The organism is Rhizobiaceae bacterium (assembly GCA_023953835.1).
In the GTDB taxonomy this organism is placed as follows: domain Bacteria; phylum Pseudomonadota; class Alphaproteobacteria; order Rhizobiales; family Rhizobiaceae; genus Mesorhizobium_G.
This window is the reverse complement of sequence record JAMLJB010000001.1, coordinates 3429944-3442608: the sequence shown is the minus strand read 5'-3', so window position 1 is coordinate 3442608 and position 12665 is coordinate 3429944. Positions and strand designations below refer to the sequence as shown.

13 protein-coding genes are annotated in these 12665 nt (G+C 62.1%); 11 read left to right on the top strand and 2 right to left on the bottom strand.

The window, feature by feature from the left end:
• Window positions 1–224 precede the first annotated feature (224 nt).
• From M9924_16200 to M9924_16190, 3 genes are all read left to right on the top strand, one after another.
• Entirely contained in the window at window positions 225–590 is a 366-nt protein-coding gene (locus M9924_16200) for an Hpt domain-containing protein (GenBank protein MCO5065940.1), read from the top strand.
• 106 nt (window positions 591–696) lie between these two features.
• A complete protein-coding gene (locus M9924_16195) occupies window positions 697–1017 on the top strand; it encodes a (2Fe-2S)-binding protein (GenBank protein ID MCO5065939.1) in 321 nt (106 codons plus the stop codon).
• The gene (locus M9924_16190) at window positions 1014–1661 is read left to right on the top strand and encodes an NAD(P)-binding protein (protein MCO5065938.1); all 648 of its coding nucleotides are present in this window, start codon (window positions 1014–1016) and stop codon (window positions 1659–1661) included. Before M9924_16195 ends, M9924_16190 begins: the two co-directional genes overlap by 4 nt.
• On the opposite strand, the gene M9924_16185 is transcribed toward M9924_16190, so the two are convergent.
• A complete protein-coding gene (locus tag M9924_16185; GenBank protein ID MCO5065937.1) occupies window positions 1651–2274 on the bottom strand; it encodes a DUF922 domain-containing protein in 624 nt (207 codons plus the stop codon). The genes M9924_16190 and M9924_16185 overlap by 11 nt on opposite strands.
• On the opposite strand from M9924_16185, the gene folP reads away from it, so the two are divergent.
• The 8 genes from folP (at window position 2273) to hflX (ending at window position 11405) form a co-directional block, all read left to right on the top strand.
• On the top strand, window positions 2273–3112 hold the full coding sequence (folP, locus tag M9924_16180) for a dihydropteroate synthase (GenBank protein ID MCO5065936.1): 840 nt from the start codon (window positions 2273–2275) through the stop codon (window positions 3110–3112). The two genes, M9924_16185 and folP, sit on opposite strands and share 2 nt — an antisense overlap.
• Window positions 3113–3135: 23 nt before the next feature.
• Window positions 3136–3669, top strand: a complete 534-nt coding sequence (gene folK / locus M9924_16175; protein MCO5065935.1) for a 2-amino-4-hydroxy-6-hydroxymethyldihydropteridine diphosphokinase — start codon at window positions 3136–3138, stop codon at window positions 3667–3669.
• 84 nt (window positions 3670–3753) lie between these two features.
• Window positions 3754–6039 carry a PAS domain-containing sensor histidine kinase gene (locus M9924_16170; GenBank protein ID MCO5065934.1) on the top strand — a complete coding sequence of 762 codons (2286 nt, stop codon included), beginning with the start codon at window positions 3754–3756 and terminating at the stop codon, window positions 6037–6039.
• Window positions 6029–7390 (top strand): sigma-54 dependent transcriptional regulator, encoded by a 1362-nt coding sequence (locus tag M9924_16165; protein ID MCO5065933.1) that lies wholly within the window; start codon window positions 6029–6031, stop codon window positions 7388–7390. The genes M9924_16170 and M9924_16165 overlap by 11 nt, the downstream gene beginning before the upstream one ends.
• A gap of 27 nt (window positions 7391–7417) precedes the next feature.
• The gene (gene trkA / locus M9924_16160; GenBank protein ID MCO5065932.1) at window positions 7418–8794 is read left to right on the top strand and encodes a Trk system potassium transporter TrkA; all 1377 of its coding nucleotides are present in this window, start codon (window positions 7418–7420) and stop codon (window positions 8792–8794) included.
• A gap of 9 nt (window positions 8795–8803) precedes the next feature.
• Window positions 8804–9667 carry a D-amino-acid transaminase gene (locus tag M9924_16155; protein ID MCO5065931.1) on the top strand — a complete coding sequence of 288 codons (864 nt, stop codon included), beginning with the start codon at window positions 8804–8806 and terminating at the stop codon, window positions 9665–9667.
• Window positions 9668–9781: 114 nt separating this feature from the next.
• Complete coding sequence (gene hfq / locus M9924_16150) at window positions 9782–10030, top strand: RNA chaperone Hfq (protein MCO5065930.1); 249 nt, start codon at window positions 9782–9784, stop codon at window positions 10028–10030.
• Between the two features lie 31 nt (window positions 10031–10061).
• Window positions 10062–11405, top strand: coding sequence for a GTPase HflX (hflX, locus tag M9924_16145; GenBank protein MCO5065929.1), 1344 nt, complete (start codon window positions 10062–10064; stop codon window positions 11403–11405).
• Window positions 11406–11670: 265 nt separating this feature from the next.
• On the opposite strand, the gene mazG is transcribed toward hflX, so the two are convergent.
• A complete protein-coding gene (gene mazG / locus M9924_16140; protein MCO5065928.1) occupies window positions 11671–12492 on the bottom strand; it encodes a nucleoside triphosphate pyrophosphohydrolase in 822 nt (273 codons plus the stop codon).
• Window positions 12493–12665 lie beyond the last annotated feature (173 nt).

The following is a 12665-nucleotide window of genomic DNA, read 5'->3' as shown; positions in this document are numbered from 1 at the left end:
CGCGAGTATGGCAGCCCACTCCATCGTAGTTGCGAGGGGGGTGAAAGGAAACCTTCAAACGCGGAAATGCGTAAAAGTTTAAATATACGGTTAACGCACCGCATTTTCCCCCGGTTCACGCTTCGTTTCCTGATGTGTAGCTTAGGCTTTGAAGATTAATGTCTTTTCTATTTCCATCATTCAAGTTCTAATTGGATTGTTAACAGGCCGTCAGGAGATATTAATTGTCGTTGAAGCGTGATGTGGGGCAGGCAGGTGCGGATTCAGGTGGCGGTATGGAGCCGGACTGCCCGATCGATCTGGCTCATCTTGCCCGCCAGACGATGGACGATGCCGATTTGCAGCGCGAAGTTCTGGCGATTTTTGCCCGACAGGCAGGGACCGTGCAGCAGGAACTGGAAGCCGCCGAGGGCGAGGACCGCAAGCGCATCGCGCATAAATTGAAGGGCGCGGCGCAGGCTGTCGGCGCTTTCGCGATTGCCGACTGCGCGATCAGGCTGATGGACGATCCCACCGACGCCGAGGCGCTGGAGCGCATTCCCGGTCTGGTCGAGGCGGTCAGGCGGTTCGCCGCCGATTTCGACGCCTGACGCCCGTTGCGTCCGGCGACGGCTGTTTCAACGGCCGGTTGACTTGTGACGACAACGCATTATCTCGGCGCTTGCCAACACGTTTCGCACCCGCACGGACATATCCATGACAAAGATCAACTACATCGCCTTCGACGGCACGGAATTCAACGTCGAAGCCGAAAACGGCTCCACGGTCATGGAAAATGCGATCCGCAACGCGGTGCCAGGCATCGAGGCCGAATGCGGCGGTGCATGCGCGTGCGCGACCTGCCATGTCTACGTGGATGAGGCGTGGACGGAAAAGGTCGGCGAACCGGAGGCGATGGAGGAGGACATGCTGGACTTTGCCTATGATGTTCGCCCGAACTCGCGCCTGTCCTGCCAGATCCGGGTGCGCGACGAACTTGATGGCCTCATCGTTCGCGTTCCAGAGCGCCAGGGTTGAGCACTGAGGTCATCGTCGTCGGCGCCGGTCCAGTCGGGCTATTTGCCGCATTCCAGCTTGGTATTTTCGGATTCACGAGCCGCGTCATCGATGCGCTCGACGGACCCGGTGGCCAGTGCATCGAATATTATGCGGACAAGACAATCTATGACATCCCGGCCTGCAAGGCGATTACCGGGCAGGAGCTTGTGGATCGGCTCATGGAACAGCTCGAACCTTTCGATCCGAAATTCAGCTTCGGCACGGTTGCGCGATCGCTAGTGGATACGGGGCGCGGCACCTATCGCGTCGGCCTGTCCGACCAGAGCGAGCTTGAAAGCTCGGCCATCATCATCGCGGGGGGCTGGGGCATTATCGGGAAGCGCGGCGGCGGCGAGAATCCGGTTGCTTCGTGGGACGTCGGCATGTCCGACAACATCGTTCCCGTCGATACCGAGCGTTTTGGCTCAGCGCTGCCGGGCGTCCACGTCATAGGCGATATGTGCTTTTATCTTGGTAAGTTACGCCTGATTTTGAGTGGATTCCATGAAGCGGCGCTGGCTGTGCAGTCGATCCGCAAGTGCATCAACACCCAAGACGTATCTTCTCCAAGGGAACCGGGAAAGAAGCGGGGCGGTAGACCAAGATCGCTGCTCAGTCCGTAGCGATCCTGCGCTCGAACTGCATCTTGAGCTTGTTCACAAGGCGCTTTTCCAGCGATTTGCCTTCGATCAGGTCGAAGCGGCGCTGGTCGCTGTCATGTTGCGCCATGACCTTTTCCTTCAGTTTCTCTGCCTCCTTTGCGAGCGTGTCGCAGTCCTTTTCGGGTCTGAGCGCGCGTAATTGCCGCTCAAGGCTGCGCGCATGATTGCGGGCGATCACCAGATGGCTTTCCTCATGCCTGACGATGTCGGCTGAAAGCACATCCCAGAATATTCTCGTTCCTTCGTCGGCGCCGCGCGGGCGCTTCCAGCGGGGAAGTATGACCTTCACCTTGATCGCGACCTGCGCGGAAACGATGCTGCACCGCGCCTCCTCCTTGCGGTATCCGATGCGGCTGGAAAACTCCATCCGCGTCGCGCCGGGATGGCGATATGCGCTGCCCTTGATCTCCGGTCCGTGCTTCGCCATCTCGTCCTCCATCTCGGTCGGCGTTGCGCCCCCTATTGTGAAATAGGAGTAACTGAGCGAAAGCGTTTCCGCAGACGCCGTGTTGGCAGGCACGATCCCGGCCGCGACGAGCAGCAAGAGCCGGGAAATGGAGAGCAGGTTTTCCATGAAGCCGATTAGATGGCATTTGGCACATGACCGCTACCTCGATCTTGGATCGCACGCTCAAATTATGGGCATCTTGAACGTCACGCCTGACAGTTTCTCCGATGGCGGACGCTTTGCCGCATTGGATGACGCCATCCGGCAGGCCGAGCGCATGGTCGAGGAGGGGGCGGCAATCGTCGATGTCGGTGGAGAATCGACCCGCCCCGGCGCAACGCCGGTCAGCGCCGAGGAGGAACAGGCCCGCATCCTGCCGGTCATCGCCGAGCTGGTGCGCCATCTGCCGGTGCTGGTGTCGGTCGATACCTACCGCAGCGAAACCGCTCGCCGCGCGGTGGAAGCCGGCGCACATATCGTCAACGACGTCTGGGGTCTCCAGCGTGATCCGGCCATCGCGCACCTCGCGCGCGAGAGCGGCGCGGGCCTCGTGCTCATGCACAACAGCCGCGAACGCGAAAACCGGGCCGCGCCGCTTCGGGACCAGCATGATTTTCTCGGCAGATCGCTGGAGATTGCCGAAAGCGCGGGCGTGGAGCGCAACCGCATCGTGCTCGATCCGGGTTTTGGATTCGGCAAGGATGCGGTGGAGAACCTCCAGATCATGGCCGGCTTCGAAAAGCTCGCCTCGCTTGGCCTTCCCTGGCTGGTCGGCACCTCGCGCAAGCGGCTGCTTGGGTCGCTGACCGGACGGGAGCCACAGGATCGCGACATCGCAACGGCGGCAACCAGCGTCGTGCTTCGGCTCAAGGGAGCGGCCATTTTCCGTGTCCACAATGTCGGCGCAAACCGCGATGCGCTTGCCGTTGCCGATGCGGTCCTCGCATCGGGTTCCGGTACTTGAATATATACGGATAAACATTTGCAATGAAAATGCTTTCAGCATTCATCGGGCTTGGCGGAAACATCGGCGATCCGCAGGAATCGATGGCAAACGCGCTCAAGCTCCTCGACACGTCGCCTGGCGCGTCGGTCGGGATCGTCTCATCGCTCTACCGAACGCCGCCATGGGGCAAGACCGATCAGCCGGATTTTCTCAATGCCGCCGCTGAAATCGTGACGAGCCTTTCGCCGCGCGAACTGCTGGACCTGTGCCTCGAAACGGAGCGGCAATTGAAGCGGGTCCGTTCCGAACGGTGGGGACCTCGCACGGTCGACATCGATATATTGAAATACGGGGAGCGGAGCGTTTCAGAGGAAGGGCTGGAGATTCCGCATCCGCGCATGCTCGACCGTGCCTTCGTGCTGCTGCCGCTGGCAGAGATCGCGCCGCAACTCGATCTGGCCGGCGAGAGCGCCTCTTCACGCGCCCGCAAGGCCGACAGCAAAGGCATCGTGATGCAGCCGGGCGGCGGTGGCTGGTGGCGTGGAAGTGGCGCCGAAACCCCGAAATCCAGTTGAAACAAACTGTGGCATATTTGCCCTCTTGTTGCAGAATCGCCACAATGCGTTGCATAGGTGGGTCGATTTTCTAACGGCGAGCGCATGGCAATCCAGTCGACGGCTTCCGTAAAACCTCTCTTTGCCGCCGCCGGAGCGGGCGACGGCGCTCGCCGTCTTTTGGCATTGCCCGGCATCATCGTGATTGTCGGCGCACTGGTCGCGGCGGGCGTCTCCTTTGCAATTCTGGTCGGCAGCACGCGCATCGTTCCCGATGCGCGCACGACGCTCATTCTGGCGATCGTCAACGGGTTTTTCATCCTGCTGCTGATTGCGCTGATCGTGCGCGAGGTGCGCCGCATCGTCCTCGCGCGGCGGCGGGGCAGGGCCGCTTCCCGCCTGCATGTGCGCATTGTCACCATGTTTGCGCTGGTCGCCGCGATCCCGGCGATCATCGTCGCGATCATCGCCGCGCTGTCTCTGAACATCGGCCTCGACCGCTGGTTTGAAATCCGCACCAAGACGATCATTTCGTCCTCATTGTCGATTGCGGACGCCTATGTGCAGGAAAATGCGCGGAACCTGCTCGGCACCACCATGTCGATGGCCTACGACCTCGACAACCAGCGCCAGCTCTATGGGCTGGATCGAACAGGTTTCATCGATCTGATGAGCAGGCAGGCGGTGGGCCGAGCACTGGCGCATGCCGCCTTGATCCGCGCCGACGGCGAATTTGTCATGCGCGCCAAGACCAGCGCGGATTTCGAGATGCCCGAGCCGCCGGAAGGGGCTGCCGAGGCCGCGCAGGACGGACAGCCGCTGCTGATCGAGCCGCGCACACGCAACATCATCGGCGCGATCATCAAGCTTAAGGAGATCGAGGGTCTTTATCTCTACACCATCCGGCTGGTCGATCCGGAGGTGATCCGCGCGCGCGAGATCGTGCGCGCCAATACGGATGAGTATCGCGGGTTGGAGGAAAATCGCGGGCGATTCCAGGCGGCCTTTGCGCTGCCCTATGTCACGCTGGCATTGATCGTGGTGCTTTCCGCGATCTGGACCGGTATCGCAGTCGCGGACCGTCTTGTACGTCCGATCCGCCAGTTGATCGGCGCAGCCGACGAGGTGGCGACCGGCAATCTCGAAGTGGAGGTACCCGTCCGCCATTCGGACGGCGACGTCGCTTCGCTTGGCGACACCTTCAACAAGATGATCCTGGAGCTGAAATCGCAGCGCAACGAACTGATTGGAGCGCGCGACACCATCGACGAGCGGCGGCGCTTCTCCGAGGCCGTTCTGGCGGGCGTCACGGCGGGCGTCATCGGCGTCGACCCCGACGGCATCGTCACCATCGTCAACCCGTCCGCAGAGGCGATGCTTGCAATTTCCTCAGAAGCCGCCGTCGGGCGAAAGCTGTCGGAACTGCTGCCGCATGTCGGGCAGGTGTTCGAGATCGGGCGCAAATCCGACAAGCCCGCCTATCGCGAGCAGGTCACGTTCTTCCGGGCGGGGTCCGAGCGCACCTTCAACGTGCAGATCACCGTCGAGGGCGCGGACAGCCCCGACGGCAGCGATTTCGACCGTTCCTATGTTGTGACGATCGACGATATCACCGATCTGGTGCAGGCGCAGCGCAGCTCCGCCTGGGCCGATGTGGCGCGGCGCATCGCGCATGAGATCAAGAACCCGCTCACCCCGATCCAGCTTTCCGCCGAGCGCATCCGCCGCCGCTATGGCAAGGTCATCCACGAGGACCGCGAGGTGTTCGACCAGTGCACGGACACCATCATCCGGCAGGTCGAGGATATAGGGCGCATGGTGGACGAATTCTCGGCCTTTGCGCGCATGCCCAAGCCCGAGATGAAGATGCTCGACCTGCGCGAGCCGCTGCGCGAAGCCTCCTTCCTTGTCGAGGTCAGCCGCTCCGATATCCGCTTCGAGCGCGATTTCGGTGACGAGCCGCTGCTGGGCACATTCGACAGCCGCCTGCTTTCGCAGGCCTTCGGCAACATCATCAAGAACGCCTCCGAAGCCATCGACGGACGGCAGGGAGGCGAGCCCGGCGCAATCCGCATCAGGGCGCGCCGCGCCGGCGCGGATGTGCGCATCGACGTGATGGACAACGGGAAGGGCCTGCCGCGCGAAAACCGCCAGCGGCTGCTCGAACCCTACATGACGACCCGCGAGAAGGGCACTGGCCTCGGTCTCGCGATTGTCAAGAAAATCATCGAGGACCATGGCGGACGCCTGGAACTCAATGACGCGCCGGATGATTTCCATGGAGGGCGGGGCGCCATGGTGAGCATCATTCTTCCGGCTGCCGCCACCGGTGTGTCGCCGGGCGCTCCATCGGACGAAGAGATTGAAAAGAAGGTCGCAAATGGCGTCTGATATTCTGATCATTGACGACGAAGCCGATATCCGAGAACTCGTGGCGGGAATCTTGAGCGACGAGGGGCATGAAACGCGCACGGCGCACGACGCCGACAGTGCGCTTGCGGCGATTGCCGACCGCGTGCCGCGCCTCATTTTCCTGGACATCTGGATGCAGGGGTCTCGGCTCGACGGGCTGGCGCTGCTGGACCAGATCAAGACCATGCATCCCGGCCTGCCGGTGGTGATGATCTCCGGCCACGGCAATATCGAGACGGCGGTTTCGGCTATCCGGCGCGGCGCCTATGATTTCATCGAAAAGCCCTTCAAGGCCGACCGGCTCATTCTAGTCGCAGAACGCGCGCTGGAAACCTCCAAGCTCAAGCGCGAGGTGTCGGAGTTGAAGCTGCGCAGCGGCGAGAGCGCCGACCTTATCGGCATGTCGTCCAGCATGGTGCAGTTGCGCCAGACCATCGACCGCGTCTCGCCGACCAACAGCCGCGTGATGATTATCGGGCCGTCCGGTTCCGGCAAGGAACTGGTGGCGCGCGCGATCCACGCGCATTCGGCGCGCAAGACCGGGCCGTTCGTGACGCTCAACGCGGCGGCGATCACGCCGGAGCGCATGGAAATCGAGCTGTTCGGCACCGAGTCGAACGGCGGCGAGCGCAAGGTTGGCGCGCTGGAAGAGGCGCATCGAGGCATACTCTACCTCGATGAAGTGGCCGACATGCCGCGCGAGACACAGAACAAGATCCTGCGCGTGCTCGTGGACCAGCAGTTCGAGCGCGTGGGCGGCACCAAGCGCGTCAAGGTCGATGTGCGCATCATATCCTCGACCGCCCAGAACCTCGAAGGCATGATTGCCGAAGGCCGGTTCCGCGAAGACTTGTACCATCGGCTGGCGGTCGTCCCGGTCCTCGTCCCGGCGCTGGCCGAGCGGCGCGAGGACATTCCCTATCTGGTAGATCACTTCATGAACCAGATCGCGCGGCAGGCGGGCATCCGCCCCCGCCGCATCGCCGACGATGCCATGGCCGTGCTCCAGGCGCACAACTGGCCCGGAAACGTGCGCCAGCTTCGCAACAACATCGAGCGGCTTATGATCCTGATCCGCGAGGACGATGCGTCCGCGCCGATCACGGCGGACCTGCTGCCGTCGGAAATCGGCGACGTCATGCCCCGCACCCCGACCCAGTCGGACCAGCACATCATGGCGCTGCCGCTGCGCGAGGCCCGCGAAATGTTTGAAAAGGAATATCTGATTGCCCAGATCAACCGCTTCGGCGGCAATATCTCTCGCACTGCCGAGTTCATCGGCATGGAGCGCTCCGCGCTTCACCGCAAGCTGAAGTCCCTTGGGGTCTGAGATGTCGACTGAAGGCGGACGCCAGTCATGCGCGTCATAATCTGCGGCGCGGGACAGGTCGGCTACGGCATCGCCGAACGACTGGCTGCTGAAAAGAACGACGTATCGATCATCGATACCGCGCCCGAACTGATCCACCGGGTGCGCGACAGCCTCGACGTGCGCGGCTTCGTCGGCCATGGCGCGCATCCGGACGTGCTGGAATCGGCCGGTGCACAGGAAGCGGACATGATTATCGCGGTCACGCTGTTCGACGAGGTCAACATCGTTGCCTGCGAAGTGGCGCATGCCCTGTTCGGCGTACCGGTGAAGATTGCGCGCATACGGTCGCAATCCTACCTGCAACCGCATTTCGCGGACCTGTTCTCGCGGGACCACGTGCCGATCGATGTCATCATCTCGCCGGAAATCGAAGCAGGCGAAATGGTGCTGCGCCGCATTGCCCTGCCGGGCGCCGACGATGTCGTGCGCTTCGCGGATGGCAAGATCATCATGGTCGCCATCGAGTGCCTTGAAGACTGTCCCGTGGTGAACACGCCGCTGTCGCAGCTTTCGGCGCTTTTCCCGGACCTGCCGTCCACCGTGGTGGGGGTCAATCGCTCGGGCAAGCTGTTCATCCCGCATTCCGCCGACCAGCTGGAGGTCGGGGACCGCGCCTATGTCGTCACGACCAAGGATCAGGTCAAGCGAACGCTCGGCCTGTTCGGCCATGAGGAAAAGGAAGCCTCGCGAATGGTCATTGCGGGCGGCGGCAACATAGGTCTCTACGTTGCGCGGACCATCGAGCAGCGGCGCGGCCGGGTGCGCGTCAAGCTGATCGAGTCCAGCCGCGAACGCGCCGAAAAGATCGCCGACGAACTGCACGACACCGTCGTACTGGCCGGCAGCGCGCTCGATGAAAAGCTGCTGCTCGAAGCGGAAGTGCAGGACGCGGACCTGATGGTCACGCTCACCAACTCGGACCAGGTCAACATCCTGTCCAGCGTGATGGCGAAACGGCTGGGCTGCAAATCCAACCTCGCGCTCATCAACAACCCCGCCTATATCGACCTGTCGCGTTCGGTCGGCATAGATGCGCAGGTTAACCCCGGCACCGTCACCATTTCGCGGGTGCTGCAGCATGTTCGCCGTGGCCGCATCCGCGCCGTCCACAGCGTCGACAAGGGCGCCGCCGAGATTATCGAGGCCGAAGCGCTCGACACGTCTCCGCTCGTCGGCTCTCCGCTTGCCGAACTGGACCTGCCGGAGGGAATGCGCATCGGCGCAATCTACCGCGACGGCAGCGTTCTGAAGCCGAACGGGTCGCTGCGCATCAAGGCGAAGGATCGCGTCGTCATTTTCTGTCTGGCGAAAGCGGTGAAGGATGTCGAACAACTATTCCGTGTCAGCCTGGAATTTTTCTGAGGGACGAAAATGCCGCGTATTGCTTATGTGAACGGGCGCTATGTGCGCCATGCCGATGCTGCCGTGCATGTCGAGGATCGCGGATATCAGTTCGCGGATGGCGTCTACGAGGTCTGCGAAGTGGCGCGCGGCTACATCATCGACATGACAGGCCATCTCGACCGGCTCGACCGCTCGCTGCGGGAATTGTCGATTGCATGGCCGGTCAGCCGCGCCGTGCTCAAGAAGCTGATGGCCGAGGTGGTTCGTCGCAACCTCGTGAAGAACGGGCTTGTCTACCTGCAAATCACGCGTGGCGTCGCGCCGCGCGACCATATTTTCCCCGGTCCGGGCACGCGACCGGCTCTGGTCATAACCGCGAAGCGGAGCAGTCCCGAAGCCGCCGCCAAACGCGCCGAGACGGGAATCAAGGTCATTACCGTACCGGAGAATCGATGGGACCGCGTGGACATCAAGAGCGTGGGCCTGCTGCCCAATGTGCTGGCGCGGCAGAAGGCGAAAGAAGCGGGCGCGCAGGAAGCCTGGTTCGTGGACGCTGACGGCACGGTCAAAGAGGGGGCCGCGACCAACGCATGGATCGTCACCTCAGATGGCACGCTGGTCACGCGCCCGGCGGAGCATGGCATCCTGCGCGGGATCACGCGCACGACCGTGATGAAGATCGCGGAAAAGCTCAACCTCAAGGTGGAAGAACGCGGGTTTTCCGTGGAGGAGGCAAAGAAGGCGCGCGAATCCTTCATCACGGCTGCCACGACGCTCGTCATGCCGGTCGTGGAGATCGACGGCGAGCCGGTGGCCAACGGCCATCCGGGCAGTGTCGCAACTTCACTGCGCCAGGCCTTTTTTGACGTTGCGGAAAAAACAGTTGCCTGATAACGCGTTATACAGGCACCGGTACAAAGAACGGATCGCGCCAAGCCCTTGACAGATGATGTCTATTTTGGCGCATTGCGAAAAAACAGACGGGGACCGGCGAAAGAATAAAAAATGGCGGACCGCACGCAAAACCTTCAGGATCTCTTCCTCAATTCAGTACGCAAGAGCAAGAATCCTCTCACGATTTTTCTCATCAACGGCGTCAAGCTGACGGGCGTCGTGACTTCGTTCGACAATTTCTGCGTGCTGCTGCGCAGGGATGGGCATTCGCAGCTTGTCTACAAGCATGCGATCTCGACCATCATGCCCAGCCAGCCTGTGCAGATGTTTGAGGGTGAGGAAGGCGGCCGGGAAGGTTGATCCTTTCGGGCGTTCGCCTCAATCTGCCGTCATGACGGATACACCGGAACGGACAGCAGGCACGCGCGCCATCGTCGTCGTGCCCGTGCTGAAGCGACCGCAAGCGGACGATCGCAGCGAGGGGGCCGCTCCACGCCTCACGCGCACGCCCGAGGCGCGGCTCGAGGAAGCCGTCGGCCTGACACAGGCCATAGAGCTTGATCCGGTCAAGGCTGAAATCGTTGTCGTGAACGATCCGCGTCCGGCCACGCTGCTGGGCACGGGCAAGGTCGAGGAAATCGCCGCGGCGGTGAAGGACGACGATGCGGAACTGGTCATTGTCGACCATGCCCTCACGCCCGTGCAGCAGCGCAACCTCGAAAAGGCGTTCAACGCCAAGGTGCTCGACCGAACCGGCCTGATCCTCGAAATCTTCGGCGAGCGCGCCCGCACCAAGGAGGGTGTGTTGCAGGTCGAACTTGCCCATCTGAACTATCAAAAGGGGCGGCTGGTGCGAAGCTGGACCCACCTTGAACGCCAGCGCGGCGGCGCGGGTTTTCTCGGCGGTCCCGGCGAAACGCAGATCGAGGCCGACCGCCGGATACTTCAGGAAAAGATCATCCGCCTCAAGCGCGAACTGGAAACCGTGCGCCGCACCCGCGACCTGCATCGCGCCAAGCGCCGCAAGGTTCCCTTTCCGGTTGTCGCCATCGTCGGCTACACCAATGCGGGCAAATCGACGCTTTTCAACAGGCTGACCGGCTCAGGCGTGCTTGCCGAGGACATGCTGTTCGCAACGCTCGACCCGACCTTGCGGCGATTGCGCCTGCCGCATGGCACGACGGTGATATTGTCCGATACGGTCGGCTTTATCTCCGACCTGCCGACGCACCTCATCGCGGCCTTCCGCGCCACGCTGGAAGAAGTTGTCGAGGCCGACCTCATCATTCACCTGCGCGACATCGCGGACCCCGACACCGGGGTGCAGGCCGACGATGTGGAGCACATATTGCGCGACCTTGGCGTCGATCCGAAAGACACGGACCGGGTGATCGAAGTCTGGAACAAGGTGGACCTGATCGATCCTTCGGATCGCGAGCGTCTGCTTTCACGCAGTCGCGTGGACCGTCCCGCGCCTGCAATCGCGATTTCCGCAGAAACAGGGGAGGGCCTTGCCGCGCTGCTGGCGCGCATCGAGGAATTGCTTTCCGGCGTCTCCGGCGATTTCGAGCTTGTCCTGCGGCCCGACCAGATGGGCCTGATCGACTGGATCTACCGAAACGGCGATGTCACGGGACGGCATGACGAAGATGACGGCAGCGTCAAGCTGACGATCCACACGACCCGCGATGCGCGCCGGGCAATCGAAGATCGCCTCGCTCCGAAAGCGCCCTAGAGCGTTTCGCAGTTAGTTTGAAGCATTCTGCCGGCGATGGTTTGCGACAAGGCCAAGGGGTTTGGCGCAGGTCGGGCTGGTGGCCCGGACAAGACAAAGACCGAAGGATTTGGCGCAAACCGGCCCGGCCCTTCGGGTTTGCGTTTGGCGGGCACCCACTTCGTCATGCCGCTCGACCGGGCAACCAGCCCGTTCTTCGCGACCTTCCTTGTGGATCGCCTCGCCAAACGACAAACAGAATGATTCAAACTAACTGTGAAACGCTCTAGGCGCCTTTCGCCTCCTGCCAGAGCGCTTCCATCTCTTCAAGTGAAGCCTGTTCGAGGCTGCTGCCGCTCTCGTTCAGCCGCCGCTCGATAAAATGGAAGCGCGTGCGGAACTTCTCATTGGTGCCCGCCAGCGCGCTTTCGGCATCGACATGCAGGTGTCGCCCGAGATTGACCAGAGCGAAAAGGACGTCGCCGAACTCGTCCTTTGCCGCCGCGACATCTCCTGATGCCAGCGCCTGCCGCAATTCGCCGATCTCTTCCTCGATCTTTTCGAGCACAGGGCCGGGCGCACCCCAGTCGAAGCCGACCCGCGCCGCCCGTTCCTGAAGTTTCAGCGAGCGTGTCAAAGCGGGCAGGGCGACCGGCACGCCGTCGAGATAGCCGCTTCCATGGTCCTCGGGGTCGAGCCCGCGCGCGATCCGCGCCGCGCGCTTCTCCGCCTTTTCCTCGGCCTTGATCTTTTCCCAAACGCCCTTGGCCATGCCTGCGCTGCGCGCGGCCTCGTCGCCGAAAACATGCGGATGCCGGCGGATCATCTTGGTGGTGATAGCCATCACCACATCCTCGAAGCGGAAATCGCCGGCCTCTTCCGCCATCCGCGCATGATAGACAACCTGCAACAAAAGGTCGCCCAGTTCGTCGCGCAGGTCGTCCATGTCGCCGCGTGCTATGGCGTCCGCCACTTCATAGGCTTCTTCGATTGTGTAGGGCGCTATGCTCGCGAAATCCTGTTCGATGTCCCACGGGCATCCGGTTTCGGGGTCGCGCAGGGCGGCCATGATTTCGATAAGGCGGGCGATGTCTTTGGAAGGTTTCATGAAGCGACGTTAGCTCAACGCCACCTTCCTTCCCACACCATCACAAGGGGCCGCAAAAGCTTTCCACAGGTCCCGGACGGTCTCGTTTTCTCGAACACGCAGTGCTGTTGCGTGCGCGCCGCAGGACCAGGAAAATAAGCGTGACGAGAACGTCTTCTTACGTACCGCCCATG